The organism is Roseateles sp. GW821-FHT09G03, assembly GCF_059416045.1.
The window spans coordinates 99,289-121,168 of the sequence record NZ_JBWKOK010000001.1; the positions used below are offsets into that span (position 1 = coordinate 99,289).

Here is a 21,880-nt window from a genome sequence, read left to right on the forward strand (position 1 = left end):
TCCGGACGACAGTGATCAAGGTACGGGGGGCGAGGGCGTTTTGCCGGAAAAGGACTTGGCGTCATACGGCTTGCCGAGATCCCAGCGCGATTGCCAATGTGCCAGGTATTGCCTGACGACCTCGGGGGCGTTTCGGATCACGACCACGTTCTCGGAGTTGAGCGTCTCCGCCGAGGGCGCGAAGTTGAACGAGCCCGTCTCGACCGTGTGGCCGTCCACGATGATGGTCTTGTCGTGGTGGATGTGGAAATGATCATTGGTGCGCAGCTCGACGCCGTGGCCGGTCACGAAGTCCATCGCCTTCTTGCTGGGCTTGTTCTGGTTGCGCTTCTTGTCCACGACCACCTGCACCTGCACGCCGCGCTGTCTCGCGTCGACGAGCGCCTGCATGATGTCCGGCGCCTGGAAGGCATAGGCGAGGATCTGGATGCGTTCCTTCGCACCGCCGAGGGTCTCCAGCACGAGCTGCCGCGCCGAGCCTTCCGGCGAGAAGCCGACCTGGATCTCGGGTTCGGCATGGGAGGCAAGGGAAACGCCCAGCAGGGCTGCGAGCGTCAGGCATCGAATCGGTATCAAGTGAACTCCTTCATCGCGCGGAAGGCGCCGACGGCGCGTCAGCACGACTGATGATGATGTTGCCGGATTCCAGCAAGCTAGGGATGCGCCGCCGACGCGGGAATACTAGATTGACCCCAAGGCGCCGTTGAATCGGCGCGAGCGGGGAGGGATCATGCCCACAGATGCCAATCAATGGCTGCAGTTCGTTTTCTCGATCACGGTCATCGTGCTCTTCGGTTATCGGCAGTTCAATACATGGACGCCGGCCGAAGTCAGTGGGGAGATCGAAGGCACGGAGACCTTCAGCTTTGCTCCGCCTCGATCGTTCACGACGATGCTGTGGAAGTTCGTGGCTGCAGCGAGCTTCTATTGCCTCGCGCTCGTGGTGTTCTACGTCGTGCTCATGGCGCTGCTGAGTTCCGCGCCCGCCAGCGTGCTGAGCTTCCTGTCCCTGGACGGCGTGGTGACGAAAGAGAACGCCTGGCTGGTGGCGCTCTTCGTGGTGACCGGCCTGAGTCCGATGCTGCCCGTGATCGCCAGGATCGAGCGCACGCTGCGCGAAGTGCTGCATGACTGGGCCTTCATTCCACGCAAGGCACAGGAGATGGCACTCGAACTGGCACTGCCGACGGCGCAGATCCATTTCGACGATCAGCTTTTCAAGGGTGATCTTGGTCGGAAACTGTTGTCGAGCGGGTACTTCCATCGCGCGGACTTCGTCAAGGACGGTCCGACGACGGTCGCCGAGAAGTGGTGCCGCCTGATGTACCTCTTCCATCGATTCCAGCCGGCCGTGAAAGTCGGCCGTCTCGCCGCCAAGCTCAATTCGCCCTACGTGTTCCAGGTCGACAACGACTTCAAGGCGCTCGAGCGCGAGGTCATGACCTTCGCCAAGGACTCGCCGGAACTCCTGCGCGCGCAGTACGACAACGGAAGCAGCGAGCTGCTGTCGCGCATCGATGCGTTGCAGGGGCGGCTCTACCTGCTGATGTGCTGCCTGGCGTTCGCGACGTCCAGGACCGACGACCAGGTGGTCAGGCAGTTCGAGCTGCAATATGGCCTGCATGTGGAGCGGGCCCAATGTCCGCGCCCGCCGTTCAATCCGATGCTGGATGCGTTGATGGTGATGACCATCGTGGTGCTCGTGATCTGCGTGGCCTTCACGGTCGTCTTTCCCAACACCACGGTGCAGCCGCTGTACTGGACGATCAGCGCCTGCCTCACGCATGGCGCGGGGCTCCTGGTCGGATGGCTGGTGTTCTCGCGCCATCGGCGCGCGGTGCCGACACGGGAGAACATCCTGGTCGAACCGGTCAGTCGCAAGCTGCTGCTGGCTTGCGTGGTGCTGGCGTTTGTCCTGGCGACCCTTCCCACTTTCGGGGTGACCTTCAGCAACCTGCTGCTGCATGCCCTGCCGGTGCCGGCCGGCGAGGAGGGGCCTTCCGTGCTCGACGTCGCGCTGCTCGCATTGCAGCGTTCGTGGCCATGGGCCTTCCTGGGATCCGCGACCGCCTTCTCGACCTATCTGCACCTGGAGGGATCCGCCGACGTGCCGGTCACGACGCGCTCCTGTCTGCGGTCGGGGATGTTGCAGGCGGCAGGAAACACGGCGATCTCGTTGCTGATCATGGCCGTCCATACACCGACGCGAGACGGCGGTGAGCCGGATCTCCTGACCAATCTGCAGAGCCCCGTCCTCCGGCTGGTCCTGGCATTGACGGCCACGATCGGTCTCGTGATCGGCTTCTTCCTGCCCTTGGTGGTGCGCGGGTACGGCCGGGATCGGCGCGTCGGCCTGCAGCGTTGTGTCGTGCCGGATGAGCGCATGCAGGCGACCTTGACGCACAACGGGCACCAGACGCCGGTGACGCTGCGGGAGATCTCGCTGTCGGGTTCCGTCCTGGAGATCCGCGATCCTTCCGCGAGCGTGGACCCTGGTCATCACGGGGTCCTCACCCTGTGCGATGGCACGGCGCTCCGGGTGCTCATCGTCCGGCTGATGGAGAAGTCCCCGCAGTCGCACGACCTGGAGGGAGTGAGACGCTTCGCAGTCAGCCATGTGCAGAACCGGGGTCCCGCCGCCACGCTGACCAGCGCGATGGCGCTGAAGCTGGGGGCCTTCCTGCAACCTGAGGCGGGCGCGGCGATCCACGCGTGGCCTGCCCGGAGGGACTCGAACCCCCGACCTGCTGCTTAGAAGGCAGCTGCTCTATCCAGTTGAGCTACGGGCAGACTGAAATCAGTCAACGACCGCCCGGAGTGCAGAAATGACTTCGGACCCTTGGAAGGCGTTCCCACGCCTGCCGAAGGGCCCGAATTGTGCCACGCGTTCCGCCGTCAACGCCGGGCGTGGAAAGGTTCGAAGTCGATCCTGGTTTGATCGGTCTCCGATCGACTGTCGATTAGCTCAAATTCAGCTCAAGCTCAGATCAGCACGTTGACGATCGCGTTGCCGATGCCCATCAGCGCCGCGCCCGAGATCAGGCCCGCACAGATCGGCTCGCAGCCGTCCACCCAGCGCTTCCAGCCCTGGGTGCCCGGCGTCTTGTAGATCTTGCCCATGACGAAGAACATCATGGCGCCGACCCACATCGCGAAGGTCGACTCCGGCGGCAGCACCACGCCCAGGCCGATCGCCACGGACGACAGCGGGAACTTGCCCTTCGTCGCCATCTTGATCACCTCGATCACCACCGCGCAGATCGCCGCGATCGCCATCGTGATCAGCGCCGATGCCGGCAGGCTGTGCAGGCCGTTGGCGATGATCTCCGCCACGCCGCGCCATTGCACCGCGGCTGGCATCGAGAACTGGTCCGAGATGATCGTTGCGGTCGAACGCACACCCTCGGCGTTCTTCGGCACGAACAGCAGGAAGAACAGCGGCACGCAGAACAGCACGCCCGCCACCACGCCGATGATGTGGCCGATCGCCTGGTGGCGCGGCTTGCCGCCCAGCATGTAGCCCGGCTTGATGTCGCTCAGCAGGTTGGCCGCGTTCGAGGCGATCTCGGCCGTCATCCCCGCCGGCACCAGGTTCGAGGCCGGGTTGGAGCGGTCGATCGCGCCCATCGTGAACTGCGTGATCTTGGACAGCGCGCCCGTGGGCGTCCACGAGGTCAGCGCCATCGAGTTCGTGCAGATCACCGTCAGCACGAAGATCAGCGGCAGCGAGATCAGCGCCATCAGGAAGGGCACGCCGAAGAACGCGTGCGAGGTCCACGCCGCCAGCACGCCGAAGACCGGCACGCCCACGTAGGAGATCCACAGCGGCACCTCGATGTGGTTCAGCAGGTCGCTGCCGTCGCTCTTGCCCGGCTCCTTCTTGCGGAAGGTCTTGAACACCGCCAGGAACAGGTCGGGCTTGGCCAGCAGCGTCGTCAGCGAGCCCGCGACCATCATCGCCACGCCCCACCACATCGACCACTGGTTGACGATCTCCACGCGCGAGATCGGGATCAGCGCGCCCGTCGGGCCCACGCGCTGCACGATGTCGCCGGCCTGGATCATGATCGGCGCCAGCACCACGAAGTTGACGAAGGCACCCAGCAGGCAGCTCGTCGCCACCGCGATGCCCATCAGGCCGCCCACGCCCAGCATCGCCGCGTCCAGCGTCAGGCGCAGGCCCAGCGCGCGGATGTCGGTGCCCAGGATCTTGGGGATCCAGATCTCGGCCTTGGCGGCCAGGCCGTAGTAGTACTGGTCCAGCCGCTCGTGGAAGGTCCAGGGCTCGGTCATGCCGGCCCACTGGTCCATGCGCAGGATCTTGAACTGCAGCAGCTTCATCCAGCCGTCGCTCACGATGGCCTGGTACAGCGCGGCGCCGCCGGCCACCTTGGCCAGCAGCTTGGCCTTGTAGATGCCTTCGCCGCCCTCGCCGGTGTACAGCGAGTCCAGCACCACGCCGCAGGCGCGGCCTTCAGGGAAGGGGAGCTGGTCCTCGTTGATGAAGCGCCGCTTCATCGGGAAGGCCACCAGCACGCCCAGGACGGCGATCACGACCATCCAGATGATCATCTGCCACCACGGCACGATGCGGTCCACGACCAGCATGTAGGCCGCCAGCGACGAGAACAGCGGCGACACCACGTAGCCCGCGGCCGTCGCGATCGACTGGGTGCAGTTGTTCTCCAGGATCGTGTAGTCCGAGGCCCAGCCCAGCGTCGCGAAGATGCGGAACATCGCGAAGGCCAGGATCACCGAGGTCAGGCCCACGCCGACGCTGATGCCGGTCTTGCCGCCGATGTACAGCGAGGTCGCCGCCAGGATGCCGCCCAGCATGAAGCCGGTGAAGCCGGAGCGCAGCGAGAGCTGCGCCATGTCGCCGCGAAAGACGTTCTTGAACCACCACTCGTCCTTCTGCGCGCGCGACCAGGTCTGCACCTGCTCGTCGGTCAAATGCTGTAGCGCCATGCTGTGCTCGATCTTTCCGGGTTCGTCCGTTGTCGCGCCCGGCTCCCGGCTCGTGACCAGAAAAAGGCGCTGTTTTGAAACAAAAAAACAGCGCGCATTGTCTCTGCCTGACATCGTGCTGACATGGTCGTGCGCATGGGGTTTCCACCTATCTGCGCTTGCCTATCGCCCCTAAGGGTGGGGTGTCGCGCGCACGCCGCGCCGCGCGGGCCATCCCGGCGCTGAACGCCCGGGCCGCGCCGAGTTCTTCACGGCTCCGAGTAACAGGGGGTCAGACCTGCCCCCGCATTCCGGTGCTGACAGCGCACGGAAGCGCGTTCAGCGCCTAGCATGCGAACTTCTCCCCTGTCGATTCCGGAGCCGTTGTTGACGCTGATGTGGGTTCTCCTGGGCGTCCTGCTGGGCGTCGCGCTGACTCTGGCCCTGCTGATGGCGGCGCAGGGCCGGTTCGGTCGCGTCGGTCGACGGCGCCAGCGCGACCGGCTCACGGGGCTGCTGCTGGCGCGGCGTTTCGAGGATGAGTTCGCCGCCACGCTGGAGGGCCTCCAGCGCCGCGAGGGGCAGGGCAGTCTGCTGTACATCGGCCTGGACGGCTTCCGCCTCGTCAACGACGAACACGGCAAGGCGTCCGGCGATCACCTGCTGGTCCGCACCGCGGAGCGGCTGCGGCAGATCGGCGGCAAGAAGGCCCTTGTCGGCCGGCTCGCGGGGGATGAGTTTGCCCTCTGGAGCGAGATGCCGCCGTCGCAGACCGACGCGCTCGTGCGCCAGGTGCTGGACAGCCTGACCGAACCGGTGGTGATCGGAACGACTGCGCTGCGTGTTGGCCTGTCGGTGGGCGTGGCCATGTCGCCCGAGCACGGCAGCTCGATCCGGCTGATCCGGCGCGCGCAGACGGCGATGCGCTCGGTGAAGCGCCTCGGCGGCAACGGGCATGCGTTCTTCGACGCGGTGCAGGAGGAAGAGCTGCGCGAGGAACTGACGCTGGCGCGCGAGCTGCGCGAGTCGATCAAGAACAAGGAACTCGAGCTGGTCTACCAGCCGAAGATGGACGCGAAGACCATGCAGGTCACCGCCGTGGAGGCGCTGCTGCGCTGGCGGCATCCGACGCTGGGCATGGTCAGCCCGTCGCGCTTCATCCCGATCGCCGAGCGCTACGGCGTGATCGACGCGATCGGCGACTGGGTGGCCGACACCGCGCTGGCCCAGGCCGCGCGCTGGCGCGAGATGGGCCTGCGGATGCGCGTGGCCATCAACGTGTCGGGCTACCAGATGCGGTCGGACGACTTCATCGTCCGGCTCGAGAAGGGCCTCAAGAAGCATCGCCTGCGGCCCGAGCGCTTCACCTGCGAGATCACCGAGTCCGTCGCGATGGAACACGCCACCGTCACCGGACGCGCGTTCAAGCGGCTGGGCGCGCTGGGCGTGCACATCTCGATCGACGACTTCGGCACAGGCTACTCGAGCCTGGCCTCGCTGCGCCAGCTGCCGGCGCAGGAGCTCAAGATCGACAGCAGCTTCGTCGCCGACGTGGCGACCAGCGTGGAGGCGCAGGCGATCGCCCGCGCCGTCATCGAGATGGCGCGCGTCCTCCACCTGAAGGTCGTGGCCGAAGGCGTGGAGACACCGGCGCAACGCGACCAGCTCGTCGCGATGGGCTGCGACGAGTTGCAGGGCTACCTGTTCGCGAAGCCGATGTCGGCCTTCGCGATCGAGGTGCTGGCCTCGGACTCGGGCAAGGCCGCGAGCGGCCATGCCGAGGGCTTCCGCCCGTCGATCTTCGTCGAGACCGCGGCGGTGCCGCTGGACGTGGCGAGGCGCTGAAGCAGGGCGCGTGGATGTCCGGTCCGAGTGAGGCCGGGCCTTCATCGCAGCAGCAAAGAGACTGCCGCAAATAGAAAAGCCGCAAGGAGCAGAACTCCTTGCGGCTTCACGTGTTAGTTGGTCGGGGCGGCGGGATTCGAACTCGCGACCCTCTGCTCCCAAAGCAGATGCGCTACCAGGCTGCGCTACGCCCCGACTGAGCCTCGCATTCTAGCCTGGAAAATCGCCTCCCTCTGAAGAACGATGCAGAACGTTCTTTGGAGGGGGCGAGAACTCAGTTCGACAGCTTCTGCGCGAACGACCAGCCCAGCTCCGCCATCGGCTTCGCGCCGGCGCCGGCCTCGCGGGCCTGCTGGCTCGAGGCCGTGCCGTCCTCGACGCGTTTGGCGATGCCCTGCAGGATCGCGCAGATGCGGAACAGGTTGTAGGCGAGGTAGAAGTTCCAGTCCTTCATCACCGTCGCCGCGTCGCCGCGGCCGGTGCGCTCGCAGTAGCGGCGCACGTAGTCCAGCTCGTTCGGGATGCCCAGCGGCGCCAGGTCCACGCCGCCCAGGCCGCGCGCGGCGCCGCTCTTGCGGATGTGCCACGACATGCAGTGGTAGCTGAAGTCCGCCAGCGGATGGCCCAGCGTCGACAGCTCCCAGTCCAGCACCGCGAGCACGCGCGGCTCGGTGGGATGGAAGACGAGGTTGTCCAGCCGGTAGTCGCCGTGGACGATGGCGACCTCGCGCTCGTCGCGCGCCGAGTCGGGGATGTGCGCCGGCAGCCATTCGATCAGGCGGTCCATCGCCTCGTTGGGGCCGGTGATCGTCGCCTGGTACTGCTTGCTCCAGCGACCGATCTGGCGCTCGAAGTAGTTGCCGGGCTTGCCGTAGTGCTCCAGCCCCAGCGCGCGGAAGTCCACGCGGTGCAGCGCGGCGATGACGCGGTTCATCTCCTCGTAGATCGCGGTGCGTTCCGCGTTGGAAGCGCCGGGCAGCGTCTGGTCCCACAAGACCCGGCCCTGGATGAATTCCATGACGTAGAACGCGCGGCCGACGATGGATTCGTCCTCGCACAGCGCCAGCATGCGCGGCACCGGGACATCGGTGCCGGCGAGCGCGCGCATCACCGTGAACTCGCGCTCGATCGCATGCGCGGACGGCAGCAGCTTGGCCACCGGCGCCGGCTTGGCGCGCATCACGTAGGTGGCGCCCGGCGTGATCAGCTTGTAGGTGGGGTTGGACTGGCCGCCCTTGAACTGCTCGATCGTCAGCGGGCCGGCGAAGCCGTCGATCTCGCGCGCCAGCCAGGCGGCGAGCGCCTCGGCATCCATCGATTGCGAAGGGGCACGGGTGCCGGTGAAAGCGTCGTCCACAAGGTCTCCTGGAGTTGTCGTGATTCGTGATCGACGCGCCCCCGGAGCCCGCCACCCTGCGCAGGTGGCGACGATCCCGGGACGCTCAGCGGTTGGCGATGGCCAGCAGCTTTTCCTTGCTCAACACCACCAGCCGGGTCGGCTCGACGCGCACCGCGCCTTCGCGCTCGAAGCCCTTGAGCTCCTGGTTCACGCGCTGCCGCGACGCGCCCAGCAGCTGCGCCAAGTCCTCCTGCGCCAGCTGCAGGCCGATGCGGACCTCCTCGCCCTGCGCCACGCCGTAGCTGCGCGCCAGCAGCAGGATCTGCTTGGCCAGGCGCGAGGCGAGGGGCCGGGTGTTGAGGTCCTCGACCTGGTCGAACATCAGCCGCAGGCGACGGCAGTTCAGCCGAAGCAGCGCCTCGTAGAGTTCGGTGTGGCGTTGGAGCAGGTCCCGGAAGTCGGGCTTGCGGATCACCAGCAGCGTGGTCTCGCCATGCGCGCTGGCATCGTGCGTGCGCGGCAGGCCGTCGAAGAGGGCGATGTCGCCGAACCAGATGCCGGGCTCGACGTAGGTCAGCGTGACCTGCTTGCCCGACAGCGAGACCGAACTCACCCGCACCGCGCCCTTGGCCACGCCGATCCATTCCTCGGCCGGTTCGCCGCGCACCGACATCAGCGCGCCGTCGGACAGACGTCTCACCGTGGCACGCGCCAGAATGTCGCTGCGCAGCGGCAGTGACAGCTTGGAAAACCACGGCCCCGTCTCGATGTTGTTGCGTTCGGAAATTGTAAGAACCGAGCTGTTCATGCTTTGTCGCTGGCGTGACAAGCCAGCGGTCTCCTGAAATGTGCGGATGGACCGCGTGCGTCGCGGCTTCTTCCGGCTTATTGTGCGGGACCCGCGGCGAGCCCGCGGCCACCACGACCATGCTCGCATGATGCGTGGGCGATGCGCATCCGGGGGGAAGGAACGGCGCTTTTCCGGGTTTGTCCCTGTAAGCCCCGTGCTAGAGTGAAACGCACACCAACAGCAACAACAGCGGGAATGGATCGAGATCTTCACGACCCGCGCGGCGCACTGCCGCCGCACAGCGTTCTCGTGCTTGCCATCCTCGTGATGTCGGCGCCGGCCTGGAGCCTTGGTGTCGGCCGCCCCCAGGCGGCATCGTCACTCGGCCAGCCGCTCAACCTGTTGTTCCCCGTCCAGCTCAGCCCCGGCGAGACCGTGACGCCCGAGTGCGTGCGCGCGGAAGTCACCGCCGGCGAGAACGCGCTGGCCACGTCGGGCCTGCACTGGCAGGTCGAGGGCGACGGCACGCGCGTCACCGGCGTGCGGCTGCGCAGCGCGCAGCGCATCGACGAACCGATCGTCTCGGTGCAGCTCAGCGTGGGCTGTCCGGCGCGGCTGACGCGCCAGTACACCGCGTTCATCGATCCGCCGGGCCTGAACGGCGAGCCGATGGTCGATCCCGGTCCGCCGCCTGCGGCGACCGTGTCGCCCGCGCTGCAGGCGCTGCAGGAAACCCAGCCGGCGCGTCCGGCTGAAGCGCCCCCGCGCTCGTCGACGCCGCGCGCCGGCAATGAGCTGGCGATCGCCGCCGCCGCAACGCCTGGCACCACGGCCAGCGCCGCCGAGCGCCCCCGGCGCCCGCAGCGCCGGACGGCCGAGGCAAGTCCTGGCACCGACGGTGCCCGCTCGACGGCCAGCGAGACGGGCGGGACCCGTGCCCAGATACAAGCGCGCGAGGCCCGCGCGGCCCGCGTGACGCGGGCGCCGACACCGCGACTGTCGCTCGAGCCCATGGAGGCGCTGCAGCCGCCCGCGTCCGCGTTGCTGGCCGCCGAGGCCGCCGCCAGTGCCGCGAGCGCCGCCGAAGAGGCGCGCCAGCAGATGCAGACGATGCAGAAGCAGCTCGCCGACCTGCAGGCCGAACAGAAGCGCACGCTGGCCGCGATGACCACGCTGCGCCAGGAACTGCAGGCCGCGCGCGAGCACGCCGCGAGCGGCGGCAACGCATCGTCCGTCTGGGTGCTGGGCCTGAGCCTGCTGAGCCTGGCGCTGGCCGCGAGCAGCCTGCTGCTGTGGCGCAGCAACCGTGTGCAGAAGCGCGAGGCGGGCCAGCACTGGCTGGGCGATTCCCGCCACGATGGGCAGGGGGCCGAGACGGTGTTGCCGCCCGTGCCGACGGGGCCGTCCCCGTTCACGCCGACCGATCCGCACAGTTCGCCGGCGCCGCTGATGTCGCACCTGTCGAGCGACGGACCGGTGGCGTCGCAGGCGCCGTCGACGATCCCGATGCCGCTGAGCCTCGACGAGGTGCCGACGCGTCCCGCGCCGTTGATGACTTCTCCGTCGCCCGCGCCGCGCCAGCCGGCCCGCGCGCCGACGACGGCCGCGGACGACGCGCTCGACGCCCTGGCGGCGCTCGATGCGCTGGAGCCGCTGAGCCTGCAGTTCGAGCGCGGCGATACTCGGCCCGCGCCGCTGTCGGCCGACCTGGGCGGTGGTGGCGTCACCGTGACCGTCGAGGAACTGATCGACCTCGAGCAGCAGGTCGACTTCTTCATGGTGCTGGGCCAGGACGATGCGGCGATCGAGTTGCTGTCCTCGCGCCTCAATCACCGCGACGCCGCCAGCGGCCTGCCGTTCCTGAAGCTGATGGAGCTCTATCAGCGCCGCGGCGACCGCGAGGCCTTCGATCGCGTCGGCGTCCGCTTCGCGGAGCAGTTCCATGCGCGCGCGCCGTCGTGGAGCGATGACCTGAACCTGGGCGAGGCGCTGGAGGCCCACGGGGAACTGATCGAGCGGCTCGAGGCCGCCTGGTCCGATCCCGAAGGCAGCATGAGCCTGCTGCAGGACCTGCTGTCCAACCACCAGGAATACAACGGCGACCTGGGCCTGCCGGCCTACCGCGACCTGCTGCTGCTGTACGCGGTGGCGCGCGACCGCGCCGAGCATGAGATCGATGGCAATTCGATCGACGTCGTGCTGCCGCTGGACGCGACCGCGCCGGCGGACCAGATGGCCACGATGGTCTGGCAGACGCCGACAGCGGCGCCGTCGCGGACGCCGCTCACGCAGTCGGTGGACCTGGATCTGTCGCTCGTTGAGGACGAGACGCCGCGGGAGCCCAAAGGGCGCTGATCGTCTTTCGCTTCGACGGGGCGTCGTGCGGGTGGCCGAACACGTTGTGCGTGTGGCCGGGCGCGGGCACTCCACGATGCAGGGGGCATCGCGTCCGCGAACCCCCAGCATCATTCCGGCCCCAGTGGCACTCGCTGTGAACGGGCCTGGGGAGTGCGGTTGACTCAGATCTTCTTCAAGCGCTCCAGCGCGAGGTCGAGCGTCTCATCCTTCTTTGCGAAGCAGAAACGGATGACCTTCGCATCGCTGCCGGCACTGTAGAACGCCGACAGCGGAATGGCCGCGACGCCGATTTCGCGCGTGAGCCATTGGCTGATCTCCATGTCGCCCATCGCGGCCTGCGCCGCGGGCAGGGCGCTGTAGTCGACGCACTGGAAGTAGCTGCCCGGGCAGGGGCGCAGCACGAAAGCTGAGCCTTCGAGTCCTGCACGGAAGCGGTCGCGCTTGCGCTGGTAGAAGTCGCTCAGGCCCAGGTAGGGCGCCGGGTCGCGCATGTAGGCCGCGATGCCGTGCTGCATCGCCGAGTTCACGGTGAACACGTTGTACTGGTGGACCTTGCGGAACTCGGCCATCAGTGGCGCCGGCGCGGTGACGTAGCCGACCTTCCAGCCGGTCACGTGATACGTCTTGCCGAAGCTCGACACGACGAAGCTGCGTGCCGCCAGTTCCGGCAGGCGCGAGACGCTCTGGTGGGTCTGGCCGTCGTAGACCATGTGCTCGTAGACCTCGTCGCTGATCACCAGCACCTCGGTGCCATCGAGCAGTTCGGCGAACTGACGCAGCTCGTCCGCGCTCCAGACGGCGCCGCTGGGGTTGTGCGGGCTGTTGATCATGATCGCGCGGGTACGCGGCGTCAGCGCGGCGCGGATGCGGTCGAAGTCGGGACGGAAGCTGGCCGGATCCAGCGGCACCGGCACCATCACGCCGCCGGCCAGCGCGATATTGGGCGCGTAGCTGTCGTAGGCGGGCTCCAGCACGACGACCTCGTCGCCCGGATGCACGATGGCGAGCAGCGCCGTCAGGATGGCCTGCGTCGCGCCGGCGGTGACCGTGATCTCGGTGTCGGGGTTGTAGGCGTGGCCGTACAGCGCCTCGATCTTCGCGGCGATCGCCTGGCGCAGCACGGGCACGCCGGGCATCGGCGGGTACTGGTTGTGGCCGGCGCGCATCGCGGCGTCGACGGCGTCCAGCAGCGCCGGGTCGCCTTCGAAGTCCGGGAAGCCCTGGCCCAGGTTGACCGCCTGGTGCTGCTGCGCCAGCGCCGACATGACGCTGAAGACCGTCACGCCCAGTTGGGGCAGGCGGCTCGCGGGAACGGGAGTGTGAACACGCATGGTCTGGATCGATGAGGATCGATGGAGATCGATGAAGGGGCGGGTCGTGAGCGGGGGAGGCGCCGGACGCTGCCGTGAGTGATCAGGGGGCGGTCACAGATCGTAGTCGCTGGCCTCGCCGCTCATCGCGCGCTGCAGCAGCGTGCGGTTGAGGCGGTCGGAGAGCAGTTCGGCGAAGCTGTAGACGTAGTTGCGCAGGTAGGCGCCGCGCTTGAAGGCGATGCGGGCGACGTTCTGGCCCAGCAGGTGACCGAGCGGGCGCGAGACGAGTTCGCCGCCGGGCGGGTCCTCGCGCACCGCCATCTCGGCGACGATGCCCACGCCCAGGCCCAGCCGGACGTAGGTCTTGATGACGTCGGAGTCGATCGCCTCCAGCACGATGTTGGGCTTGAGCTGGCGCTGCGCGAAGGCGCGGTCGATGCGGGTGCGGCCGGTGAAGCTGGGGTGGTAGGAGACCAGCGGCTGGGCGGCCAGGTGCTCGAGGTCGATGCGCTCGAGCTGCGCGAGCGGATGCTCCGCGCGCATCACCAGCACGTGCTGCCATTCGTAGGCGGGCAGGGTGACGAGCTCCTCGAACTGCGACAGCGATTCGGTCGCCAGGCCGACGTCGGCGGTCTCGTCGATCAGCATCTTCGCGACCTGGTCCGGGCTGCCCTGGTGCAGGCCGATGTTGACCTGCGGGAACTGCTTGCGCAACTGCGTGACCGGGCCCGGCAGGACGTAGCGCGCCTGCGTGTGCGTGGTGGCGATCGAGAGCGTGCCGACGTCCTGCTTGGAGTACTCCTCGCCGATGCGCTTGAGGTTGCCGACCTCGCGCATGATGATCTCGATGGACTTCAGCACCTGGCGTCCGGGCTCGGTGATGCTGCGCAGCCGCTTGCCGTGGCGCGAGAAGATGTCGACGCCGAGCTCTTCCTCGAGTTCCAGGATCGCCTTGGAGACGCCCGGCTGCGAGGTGTACAGCGCCTTGGCCGTCTCGGTCAGGTTGAGGTTGCGGCGCGCGGCCTCTTGGACGAAGCGGAACTGGTGCAGGTTCATGGCGGGTTCATCGCAGGATCGTCGTGGAGTCAGGTCTCGGGAAGCACGGTCGGCCTGGCGGGGTCGAGGGGATCGGCGGGGAGCGTGACGGAGGAGATCAGGTCCAGCGTCGCGCCCGCCATCGCGCGGATCACCGAGGGCTGCTCACCGATGGCGTCATGCAGCACGAACTGCCGGCCTGGATGCGCCGCGCGCAGCGACTCCACCAGCGGCGGCACGTCGCGGCGCACATGGCCGCTGGCGCCGAGGAACATCGGCACGATCTGGATGCGCGTGCAGCCGACCGCGGCCAGCGCGCCGGCGGCGGTGGCCAGGTCCGGCGCCATCAGCTCCAGGTAGGCGAGGGCGATCGGCAGGTCCGGACGCCGCGTCTGCAGTTCCGCGGCGATGGCCTGGAACGGGCCGGCCCAGGCCGGATCGCGGGCCCCGTGGGCGAAGAGCAGCAGACCGTCCATCAGCAGACCTCCCTGAACTTCCTGGAGCGCGGGCAGGCGGCGATCCCACCCCTCATCGATAGCGCACCAGCCAGTAGAAGGCGCCCATCGAGATGCCCAGGTACAGCAGGCTAGGCGCCGACGCCACGAGCCACGGGGTCCAGTCGCGCAGCAGGCCGAGGTGGCCGGTGATCGCGTTCAGCACCACGAAGCTGATGCCCAGCATGATGCCGCCGAAGACCTTCACGCTGATCCCGCCCGAGCGGAAGTGCAGGTAGGCGAACGGCAGCGCCAGCGCCACCATCACCATGCAGGCGAACGGATAGAAGGCCTTGCGCCAGAACTGGATCTCCGGCTGCGCCGACGACTGCTCCTGCGAGGACAGGTGGCGCGTGTAGCGGTAGAGCTCCAGCGTGGACATGTTCCAGGTCGGCTGGACGGCCGCGGCCACCACGCCCGAAGGCAGCTGGCTCTGCCATTCGTACTTCGGCAGCAGGATCTCGCGCACCGCCGGGTTCTCGGCGAGCTTGTCCTGCGGCGCCGCCGGGTCCGCGTGCTCGGGCGTGGACAGGGCGGGCTGGTTCAGCGGCGTCGGCGTGCGCGTCCACTGCATCAGCCGCACGTCGTTCATCAGCCAGCGGCCGGTCGGGTCGACGGTCGCGTCCTTCGCGGTCAGCCGGGTGGCCATCGCGCCCTTGCTGTCGAACTCGAAGACCAGCACGTCCTCCATCTGGCCGTTGGCGCGGGCCCGCCCGACGTGCACGGCGTAGCTGTAGTCGCCGATGCGGTCCTTCATCCACGCGCCCTGGGCATTGGTGACGCCGCCGCTGGCGCTGGACTTGAGCAGCTGCGCCTGGCGGTCCGCCCAGGGGTTGACGAAGTCGCCCACGACGAAGGCCAGCACGGCGAAGGCCAGCGCCATCACGCTCAGCAGGCCCAGCGCGCGCTGCGGACCGAGGCCGCCGGTGCGCAGGATGGTGAACTCGCTGGACTGCGCCAGCCGCGCCATGCTGAAGATCGTGCCGATCAGCACCGCGATGGGCATCAGCTCGTAGAAGCGGCCCGGCAGCTTCAGCACGCTGGACCAGACCGCGAGGCCGATGCCCAGGCCCAGGCGCTGGAAGCGGTCCAGGTCGTCGATGAAGTCCAGGAAGAAGAACAGCGCCAGGAACCCGGCCATGACCAGGGTGAAGGAGCTCAGGATGTCGCGGTACAGCAGCCGCCGGACGGTTCTCATGTGGGGACTCCCGGCGTGGAGTTGGACATCGACGCCGGCGCGATCACCATGCCGGCCGGCGGCGCGGCGAAGACGGTCTCGTCATAACCCGGCTTCTCGGGCGGGGCCGGGATCACGCCGCTGCGCGGAGCGCCCAGGCGGGCGCCCTGTTCGCGCCAGAGCAGCAGCAGCAGCGTCACCAGGAAGGCGCCGCCGTGCAGGGCCAGCAGCGCCGGGCCCAGCTTCATCTTGCCGGCCACCACCCAGGTCTGGGTCAGGTTGATCAGGTTGAAGTAGACGATGAACGCCAGCAGCGCGAAGAGCAGGTTCCAGTTGCTGGCGCGACGCGGATTCGTCGCCGAGATGCCGATCCCCAGCAGCACCAGGTTGACGCAGCCCAGGATCATCCCGAAGCGCCAGGCCAGTTCACCGTCGTTCTGCGGCGTGCGCTCGACCAGCAGGTCCAGCGTGGGACGCGACTTGGGCGGGCGCGCGCCGCCGACGCGCATCACCTCCTCGTCGACGACGACCTGGTACTGCTGGAATCGCGCCACCGACTTGTCGCCGTTGCGCTGGTCGACGTCGTTGCGCTGGCCGTGGTCCAGCACCAGCACGCGCTGGTTGTCCTTGTACTGCAGCGCGCCGCGCGCCGAGGTCGTGACCGACTCCAGGTGCTCGGTGTTGTTCATGATGAAGACGTTGCGCGCCGCGGCCTCGTCGGTGGGGTCGCGCTCGATGAAGAACACGCGCGAGCCGTCGTTGGAGGTCTGGAACTGGCCCGGCGCGACACGCGACAGGTCGCTGCGTTGCTCGAACTGCGCGCGCAGCTGGGCGCTGTTGTCATTGCTCCAGGGCCAGACGACGGTCATCAGCACCGCCACGACCACCAGCACCGGCGAGGCCATCGTCAGCACCGGCCGCACGAAGCGCGTCAGGCCCAGGCCGCTGGCGAACCAGATGGTCATCTCCGATTCCTTGTACATGCGCCCCAGCGACATGACGACGGCGACGAACAGCGACAGGCTCAGCATCACCGGCAACTGTGCGAGGGCCAGATAACCCAGCGACAGCAGCACGTGCTGCGGGGCCACCGTCCCCTTGGCCGCCATGCCGAGCGAGCGCACCAGCAGCATCGTCACGACGATGGTCAGGATGACCACGAAGGCCAATCCGAAACTGCGGGCCAGTTCCTTGCGTACGGTTGAATCGAATAACATCCGGGCACTTTATCTACTTCTGGGCATTATGGACTTCCGCTCTCAGCTCGTTTCCCTCGACGCCCTGTCGTCGCACGGCGCCGACGCTCTCGTGCTGGTCGTCGCGGGCGACAGCCTGCCGGCGTCGCTCGACAAGACCGTCACCGCGCTGGTCAAGGATGCCGTCAAGCTCGGCGACTTCGAGCTGAAGGCGGGTCAGGTCTTGTCCCTGGTCCGTCCCGCCGGCCTGAAGGCCCCCAGACTGATCGTCGCAGCCAGCGGCGCCACGCTGAAGGCCGCCCGCGCCGCGCTGGGCGCCGCGCTGGGCCAGCTCAAGGGCAAGGGCGCGACCGGCGCGTCGGTGGCCTACGCCGGTTTCGGCGCCGAACTGACCGAGTCCCTGGTCGAGCAGACCGTGCTCGCCGCGCTGGAAGCCACCTACGTCTACCGCGAGACCAAGCCGAGCGCGCCCGCCGCGTCGAAGCTGACGAAGATCGCCCTGCTGCACGGCAAGGATGACGTGAAGGCGGTCAAGGCCGGCCTGACCCGCGGCCAGGCCATCGGCGCCGGCATCGCCGTCGCGCGCGAATGCGCCAACCTGCCGCCCAACGTCGCCACGCCGGCCTACCTGGCCGACCAGACCAAGGCGCTGGCCAAGAGCCACGGCATCAAGGTCGAGGTCCTGGACCAGAAGGGCATCGAGAAGCTGGGCATGGGGTCCTTCCTGTCGGTGGCCAAGGGCTCCGACGTGCCGCCGCGTTTCATCGTGGCCAAGTACGAAGGCGCCGCCAAGACGCAGGCGCCCGTCGTGCTGGTGGGCAAGGGCATCACCTTCGACTCGGGCGGCATCTCGCTGAAGCCCGGCGCCGGCATGGACGAGATGAAGTTCGACATGGGCGGCGCCGCCTCCGTGCTGGGCACGCTGCGCGCCGTGGTCGAGCTCAAGCCCAAGATCAACCTGGTCGTGCTGATCGCCGCCTGCGAGAACATGCCCAGCGGCCGCGCGGTCAAGCCGGGCGACGTGGTGACCTCGATGTCGGGCCAGACGATCGAGATCCTGAACACCGACGCCGAAGGCCGCCTGATCCTGTGCGACGCGCTGACCTACGCCGAGCGCTTCAAGCCCGCGGCCGTCGTCGACGTCGCGACGCTGACCGGCGCCTGCGTGATCGCGCTGGGCGGCGTGCGCTCCGGCATGTACGCGAGCGACGACGAATTGGCCGCCGCGCTGAGCGCCGCCGGCGAGACGGCGCTGGACCCGTGCTGGCGCCTGCCGCTGGACGACGACTATGCCGACGGCCTGAAGACCAACTTCGCCGACGTGGCCAACGTCGCCGGTCGCGAGGGCGGTTCCATCACCGCCGCGAAGTTCCTGCAGCGCTTCGCCTCCAAGTACCGCTGGGGTCACCTGGACATCGCCGGTACCGCCTGGAAGGGCGGCGGCGCCAAGGGTGCCACCGGCCGTCCGGTCGGTCTGCTGACGCACTTCGTGCTGTCGCAGGTCCGCTGAGCGCCGTCGGCGTTCTTCCGGAAGCTGAAGCGGGAAGGGTTCGTCCGGTGACGGAAGTCAACTTCTATACCGGCGTGCCCGACCGGCAGGTCTACGCCTGCCGCCTGCTGCGCAAGACGCAGGCCGCGGGGCTGACCGTCGGCATCTGGGGTCCGATGAGATTGCTGGAGCGGCTGGACCAGACGCTCTGGACCTTCGAGCCCGGCGAATTCCTCCCCCACCTGCTGCTGCGCGCCGGCACCCCGGCGCCGCTGCGCGATCGCACGCCGATCCTCCTGTCGGACCAACTGGATGCGCTGGCGGGGTGCCAGGTCTTGCTCAATTTCGAGCCCGGCGTGCCGCCCGGCCTCGAGCGTTTCGAACGCGTGCTGGAGCTGGTCTCCACCGACGCCGAGCAGGTCGCCGCGGGACGCGGTCGATTCAAGGCCTACAAGGCGCTCGGGCTGACGTTGAATCACCACGTGATGTCGGCTTGAGCCGACCGATTCCTGCTATTTCGTCGTCAGGCGAAGCCCGCGCCGGGTCGGTGCCGGGCTGCGCCGTCGTGGTGCCGCGGAGCCCGTGGACAGGGCGCTGATCCCCCTGATACGCGATCGATTGGGCGGAAATCCGCACTCCACGTGCGACCTGTGTGCGCGCTGTCGCACTCCTGCGAAAACCATCCGGGTTTGCCCCGGTGACAGGGGCGCGACAACGCTGCCGCCGTGACCACGTTCACAGCATTTTCACTATGGAAACGCTTCCGTCTTTCGGGGTATGGTCGCTCGCGTTGAGAACTCAACGTCATTCCACATATCCCGAGTCGGAGGTTCCTAGATGCAATCCAAGCTGAATGTGATCGTGGGCGCAATCGCCATTGCCGCAAGCGGCGCCGCCCTGGCGCAGGATGCGGTGGTCAAGATCGGCCACGTGGGTCCCACCAGCGGCGCCATCGCGCACCTGGGCAAGGACAACGAACTGGGCGCCAAGATGGCCATCGACGAGCTGAACGCCAAGGGCGTGACGATCGGCGGCAAGAAGGTGAAGTTCGAACTGCTGGCCGAAGACGACGCCGGCGATCCGAAGCAGGGCACCGCCGCCGCCCAGAAGCTGGTCGACTCCAAGGTCAACGGCGTCATCGGCCACCTGAACTCCGGCACGACGATCCCCGCGTCCAAGATCTACAGCGACGCCGGCATCCCGCAGATCTCGCCGTCGGCGACCAACCCCAAGTACACCCGCAACGGCTACAAGACGGCATTCCGCGTCGTGGCTGACGACGTGCACCTGGGCGGCACGCTGGGCAAGTACGCGGTGACCTCGCTGAAGGGCAAGTCCATCGCCGTCATCGACGACCGCACGGCCTACGGCCAGGGCGTCGCCGACGAGTTCGAGAAGGGCGTCAAGGCCGCCGGCGGCAAGGTGGTCGGTCGTGAATTCACCAACGACAAGGCCACGGACTTCACCGCCATCCTGACCTCCCTGAAGGGCAAGAAGCCCGACGTCGTCTTCTTCGGCGGCATGGACGCCGTGGCCGGCCCGATGCTGCGCCAGATGAAGCAGCTGGGCATCGAAGCCAAGTTCATGGGCGGCGACGGCATCTGCACGGCCGAACTGCCCAAGCTGTCGGCCGGCACGATCTCGGACAGCCAGGTCGTCTGCGCGGAAGCGGGCGGCGTGGAAGGCGAGTCGAAGAAGTCGCTGGACGCCTTCAAGGCCAAGTTCAAGGACAAGTACAAGGTCGAGGTGCAGATCTACGCCCCGTACGTCTATGACGCCGTGAACGTGATGGTCGACGCCATGGTCAAGGCCAAGTCCGCCGATCCGAAGGTCTACCTGCCGGTGCTGGCCAAGACGGCCGACTACAAGGGCGTGACCGGCACGATCGCGTTCGACGCCAAGGGCGACATCAAGAACGGCGCGCTGACCCTGTACACCTACAAGGGTGGCAACCGCGAGCAGCTCGCCGTCGTGCGCTGATTTCATCGACGCGCCGGGTCCCTCCCTGGAGGGGCTTCGGAAGTCATGGAAATCGCAAGAACGCCCACTTCGGTGGGCGTTTTTTTTCGTCCTCGGCGGCCTCGTCCATCCTTCACGTTTTCTCTCTGACAGGACGACGACGGCGCGACACCGTCCTGTCCCCTGATCGAGGGGTCACCCCCTCACTCACGTGCATTCCCGCACGAGAGCCCCTCAAAGCATTCAGTCAGGGGGTTCGCACCTCACAGGGCCTACAGACAATGGCCCCCGTCAGCGCGCCGATGGGTCGATTCGGAGATCCGGAGGCGGACGGCGAGACGGGTTCAACCGAGCCGGATTGCAAGGCGAACGCCCCTGCAAACAGGGGGCTTTCAAGCCTGGGGGTGGGAGGCATGATGCCCCCCGCAGCGAATGGGGCCTCCTCTGGCGGAGGGCTTGTCCGCGATGAGCAGTCCTGAGAGGTTCACCCGGGTCGGCGACAGCATCCCAAGAGGGTGCCGTGACCAGCTTTGGGGACGGGCATGATTCGAATTTTTAACCATTACCTCCATCGTCGTACCCTGGTCCAGGTGCTCTTCGACCTGGGCCTGATCGTGGCGGCGGTGTTTGCGGTCGCATTGAGCCAAGGCAGCAGCGAGCACATGGTGAGCTTCGCCGCGTCCTACGGTCTCTCGCTCGCCGGCGGCATGTTCGTCATCAACTCCGCGTCCGGCCTCTACTCGCAATCCCACAAGCGATCGCTGACGCAGTCCTGCGCCCGCGCGCTCTTCGCGCTGCTGATCGGCCTGCCGCTGGCCTACGGCCTGTTCAGCCTGATTCCCGCCACCGTGTCCCACCGCGACCTGCTGACCACGACCGCCATGCTGGCCGTCGCGCTGGTCATGGTGCACCGCGTGTACGCCGCGCATTCCGGCGCGCAGGGCGCCGGCCGGACCAAGATCCTGATCTTCGGCAGCGGCCACGCCGCGCTGGCCGTGAGCGAGAGCCTGCGCGCCGCCGACCCGCACGCGCAGATCGTCGGCTTCCTGCCCGGCCCGAACGAGGTCGACCCGCAGGTGCCCGCGCACGAACTGCTGGCGGCCGAAAGCCTCACCGACGCGGCCATGCGACTGGGCGTGGACGAGATCGTCGTGGCGCTGTCCGAGCGCCGTGGGGGCAGCATGCCGCTGCGCCAGCTGCTGGACTGCAAGCTCTACGGCATCCGTGTCGTGGACCTGGCCACCTACTTCGAGAAGACGCTGGCGCAGATCAAGATCAGCCACGTCCATGCCGGCTGGCTGATCTTCGGCGACGGCTTCAACCAGGGCGTGCTGCGCAGCGCCGTCAAGCGCGCCTTCGACCTCGTCTCCTCGCTGGTGCTGCTGGTCGCGACCGCGCCGATCATGGCCGTCACCGCGCTGCTCATCAAGCTGGAATCGCCCGGCGGGATCTTCTACACGCAGGAGCGCGTGGGCCTGAACGGCGCGACCTTCAAGGTGATCAAGTTCCGCAGCATGCGCAACGACGCCGAGAAGGACGGCCGCCCCCAGTGGGCGACCAAGAACGACGCCCGCGTCACGCGCGTCGGCAACATCATCCGCAAGGTCCGCATCGACGAGCTGCCGCAGCTGATCAACGTGCTGCGCGGCGAGATGAGCATGGTGGGTCCGCGTCCCGAGCGTCCGTTCTTCGTCGACGAGCTCGTCGCGCAGATCCCGTACTACGCGGTGCGCCACAGCGTGAAGCCGGGCGTGACCGGCTGGGCCCAGGTCCGCTATGAATACGGCTCGACCATCGAGGACTCCCTGGAGAAGCTCCAGTACGACCTGTACTACGTCAAGAACCACACGCTGTTCCTCGACCTGCTGATCATGCTCGAGACGGTGGCCGTGGTCCTGACGGGCCGGGGGGCGCGCTGAGCGCGACGTCGGAGCGTTC

Annotated in this window: 16 protein-coding genes and 2 tRNA genes; 6 read left to right on the forward strand and 12 right to left on the reverse strand. The window is 67.8% G+C overall.

Annotated features, from left to right (window positions below; all coding sequences use genetic code 11):
• Positions 1-15: 15 nt before the first annotated feature.
• The 4 genes from AC07OZ_RS00410 to AC07OZ_RS00425 all read right to left on the reverse strand — a co-directional run bounded on the left by AC07OZ_RS00410 (position 16) and on the right by AC07OZ_RS00425 (position 4,968).
• The gene (locus tag AC07OZ_RS00410; RefSeq protein WP_495465218.1) at positions 16-621 is read right to left on the reverse strand and encodes a phospholipase D family nuclease; all 606 of its coding nucleotides are present in this window, start codon (positions 619-621) and stop codon (positions 16-18) included.
• Positions 587-2,500: a hypothetical protein gene (locus AC07OZ_RS00415; RefSeq protein ID WP_495465219.1), complete on the reverse strand. Its 1,914-nt coding sequence runs from the start codon at positions 2,498-2,500 to the stop codon at positions 587-589. Before AC07OZ_RS00415 ends, AC07OZ_RS00410 begins: the two co-directional genes overlap by 35 nt.
• Before the next feature lie 213 nt (positions 2,501-2,713).
• Positions 2,714-2,790 (reverse strand) — tRNA-Arg (locus tag AC07OZ_RS00420).
• Between the two features lie 192 nt (positions 2,791-2,982).
• Entirely contained in the window at positions 2,983-4,968 is a 1,986-nt protein-coding gene (locus tag AC07OZ_RS00425; RefSeq protein WP_495465220.1) for an OPT family oligopeptide transporter, read from the reverse strand.
• Between the two features lie 330 nt (positions 4,969-5,298).
• Here AC07OZ_RS00425 and AC07OZ_RS00430 point away from each other — a divergent pair, with 330 nt between their 5' ends.
• A complete protein-coding gene (locus AC07OZ_RS00430; RefSeq protein WP_495465221.1) occupies positions 5,299-6,792 on the forward strand; it encodes a putative bifunctional diguanylate cyclase/phosphodiesterase in 1,494 nt (497 codons plus the stop codon).
• 118 nt (positions 6,793-6,910) lie between these two features.
• Here AC07OZ_RS00430 and AC07OZ_RS00435 read toward each other — a convergent pair.
• The 3 genes from AC07OZ_RS00435 to AC07OZ_RS00445 all read right to left on the reverse strand — a co-directional run bounded on the left by AC07OZ_RS00435 (position 6,911) and on the right by AC07OZ_RS00445 (position 8,939).
• Positions 6,911-6,987: transfer RNA gene (locus AC07OZ_RS00435), tRNA-Pro, on the reverse strand.
• 79 nt (positions 6,988-7,066) lie between these two features.
• Positions 7,067-8,107, reverse strand: a complete 1,041-nt coding sequence (locus AC07OZ_RS00440) for a phosphotransferase (RefSeq protein ID WP_495466464.1) — start codon at positions 8,105-8,107, stop codon at positions 7,067-7,069.
• A 127-nt stretch (positions 8,108-8,234) separates the two neighbouring features.
• Positions 8,235-8,939, reverse strand: coding sequence for a Crp/Fnr family transcriptional regulator (locus tag AC07OZ_RS00445; RefSeq protein ID WP_495465222.1), 705 nt, complete (start codon positions 8,937-8,939; stop codon positions 8,235-8,237).
• 237 nt (positions 8,940-9,176) lie between these two features.
• Here AC07OZ_RS00445 and AC07OZ_RS00450 point away from each other — a divergent pair, with 237 nt between their 5' ends.
• Entirely contained in the window at positions 9,177-11,276 is a 2,100-nt protein-coding gene (locus tag AC07OZ_RS00450) for a type IV pilus assembly protein FimV (RefSeq protein ID WP_495465223.1), read from the forward strand.
• Positions 11,277-11,440: 164 nt separating this feature from the next.
• Here AC07OZ_RS00450 and AC07OZ_RS00455 read toward each other — a convergent pair whose 3' ends face one another.
• The 5 genes from AC07OZ_RS00455 to lptF form a co-directional block, all read right to left on the reverse strand.
• Positions 11,441-12,610 carry a pyridoxal phosphate-dependent aminotransferase gene (locus tag AC07OZ_RS00455; protein ID WP_495465224.1) on the reverse strand — a complete coding sequence of 390 codons (1,170 nt, stop codon included), beginning with the start codon at positions 12,608-12,610 and terminating at the stop codon, positions 11,441-11,443.
• 93 nt (positions 12,611-12,703) lie between these two features.
• A complete protein-coding gene (locus tag AC07OZ_RS00460; protein WP_088408215.1) occupies positions 12,704-13,648 on the reverse strand; it encodes a CysB family HTH-type transcriptional regulator in 945 nt (314 codons plus the stop codon).
• A gap of 29 nt (positions 13,649-13,677) precedes the next feature.
• Positions 13,678-14,103, reverse strand: a complete 426-nt coding sequence (locus AC07OZ_RS00465) for a sirohydrochlorin chelatase (RefSeq protein ID WP_495465225.1) — start codon at positions 14,101-14,103, stop codon at positions 13,678-13,680.
• Positions 14,104-14,155: 52 nt separating this feature from the next.
• Positions 14,156-15,319, reverse strand: a complete 1,164-nt coding sequence (gene lptG, locus AC07OZ_RS00470; RefSeq protein ID WP_495465226.1) for an LPS export ABC transporter permease LptG — start codon at positions 15,317-15,319, stop codon at positions 14,156-14,158.
• A complete protein-coding gene (lptF, locus tag AC07OZ_RS00475) occupies positions 15,316-16,515 on the reverse strand; it encodes an LPS export ABC transporter permease LptF (RefSeq protein ID WP_495465227.1) in 1,200 nt (399 codons plus the stop codon). The genes lptG and lptF overlap by 4 nt, the downstream gene beginning before the upstream one ends.
• A 28-nt stretch (positions 16,516-16,543) precedes the next feature.
• Here lptF and AC07OZ_RS00480 point away from each other — a divergent pair, with 28 nt between their 5' ends.
• The 4 genes from AC07OZ_RS00480 (at position 16,544) to AC07OZ_RS00495 (ending at position 21,861) form a co-directional block, all read left to right on the forward strand.
• Positions 16,544-18,004: a leucyl aminopeptidase gene (locus tag AC07OZ_RS00480; RefSeq protein ID WP_495465228.1), complete on the forward strand. Its 1,461-nt coding sequence runs from the start codon at positions 16,544-16,546 to the stop codon at positions 18,002-18,004.
• A 47-nt stretch (positions 18,005-18,051) separates the two neighbouring features.
• The gene (locus AC07OZ_RS00485; protein WP_495465229.1) at positions 18,052-18,480 is read left to right on the forward strand and encodes a DNA polymerase III subunit chi; all 429 of its coding nucleotides are present in this window, start codon (positions 18,052-18,054) and stop codon (positions 18,478-18,480) included.
• A 340-nt stretch (positions 18,481-18,820) separates the two neighbouring features.
• The gene (locus tag AC07OZ_RS00490; protein WP_067273920.1) at positions 18,821-19,963 is read left to right on the forward strand and encodes a branched-chain amino acid ABC transporter substrate-binding protein; all 1,143 of its coding nucleotides are present in this window, start codon (positions 18,821-18,823) and stop codon (positions 19,961-19,963) included.
• Positions 19,964-20,484: 521 nt separating this feature from the next.
• Positions 20,485-21,861, forward strand: a complete 1,377-nt coding sequence (locus AC07OZ_RS00495; RefSeq protein WP_495465230.1) for a TIGR03013 family XrtA/PEP-CTERM system glycosyltransferase — start codon at positions 20,485-20,487, stop codon at positions 21,859-21,861.
• The last annotated feature ends 19 nt before the right edge of the window (positions 21,862-21,880 follow it).

What these genes read in the sequence shown, in the direction of transcription:
- AC07OZ_RS00415 (WP_495465219.1), bottom strand. Translation starts at nt 2,500, where the DNA reads ATGACCAGGGTCCACGCTCGCGGAAGGATCGCGGATCTCCAGGACGGA.
- AC07OZ_RS00425 (WP_495465220.1), bottom strand. Translation starts at nt 4,968, where the DNA reads ATGGCGCTACAGCATTTGACCGACGAGCAGGTGCAGACCTGGTCGCGC.
- AC07OZ_RS00430 (WP_495465221.1), top strand. Translation starts at nt 5,299, where the DNA reads ATGCGAACTTCTCCCCTGTCGATTCCGGAGCCGTTGTTGACGCTGATG.
- AC07OZ_RS00440 (WP_495466464.1), bottom strand. Translation starts at nt 8,107, where the DNA reads ATGGATGCCGAGGCGCTCGCCGCCTGGCTGGCGCGCGAGATCGACGGC.
- AC07OZ_RS00445 (WP_495465222.1), bottom strand. Translation starts at nt 8,939, where the DNA reads ATGAACAGCTCGGTTCTTACAATTTCCGAACGCAACAACATCGAGACG.
- AC07OZ_RS00450 (WP_495465223.1), top strand. Translation starts at nt 9,177, where the DNA reads ATGGATCGAGATCTTCACGACCCGCGCGGCGCACTGCCGCCGCACAGC.
- AC07OZ_RS00455 (WP_495465224.1), bottom strand. Translation starts at nt 12,610, where the DNA reads ATGCGTGTTCACACTCCCGTTCCCGCGAGCCGCCTGCCCCAACTGGGC.
- AC07OZ_RS00460 (WP_088408215.1), bottom strand. Translation starts at nt 13,648, where the DNA reads ATGAACCTGCACCAGTTCCGCTTCGTCCAAGAGGCCGCGCGCCGCAAC.
- AC07OZ_RS00465 (WP_495465225.1), bottom strand. Translation starts at nt 14,103, where the DNA reads ATGGACGGTCTGCTGCTCTTCGCCCACGGGGCCCGCGATCCGGCCTGG.
- lptG (WP_495465226.1), bottom strand. Translation starts at nt 15,319, where the DNA reads ATGAGAACCGTCCGGCGGCTGCTGTACCGCGACATCCTGAGCTCCTTC.
- lptF (WP_495465227.1), bottom strand. Translation starts at nt 16,515, where the DNA reads ATGTTATTCGATTCAACCGTACGCAAGGAACTGGCCCGCAGTTTCGGA.
- AC07OZ_RS00480 (WP_495465228.1), top strand. Translation starts at nt 16,544, where the DNA reads ATGGACTTCCGCTCTCAGCTCGTTTCCCTCGACGCCCTGTCGTCGCAC.
- AC07OZ_RS00490 (WP_067273920.1), top strand. Translation starts at nt 18,821, where the DNA reads ATGCAATCCAAGCTGAATGTGATCGTGGGCGCAATCGCCATTGCCGCA.
- AC07OZ_RS00495 (WP_495465230.1), top strand. Translation starts at nt 20,485, where the DNA reads ATGATTCGAATTTTTAACCATTACCTCCATCGTCGTACCCTGGTCCAG.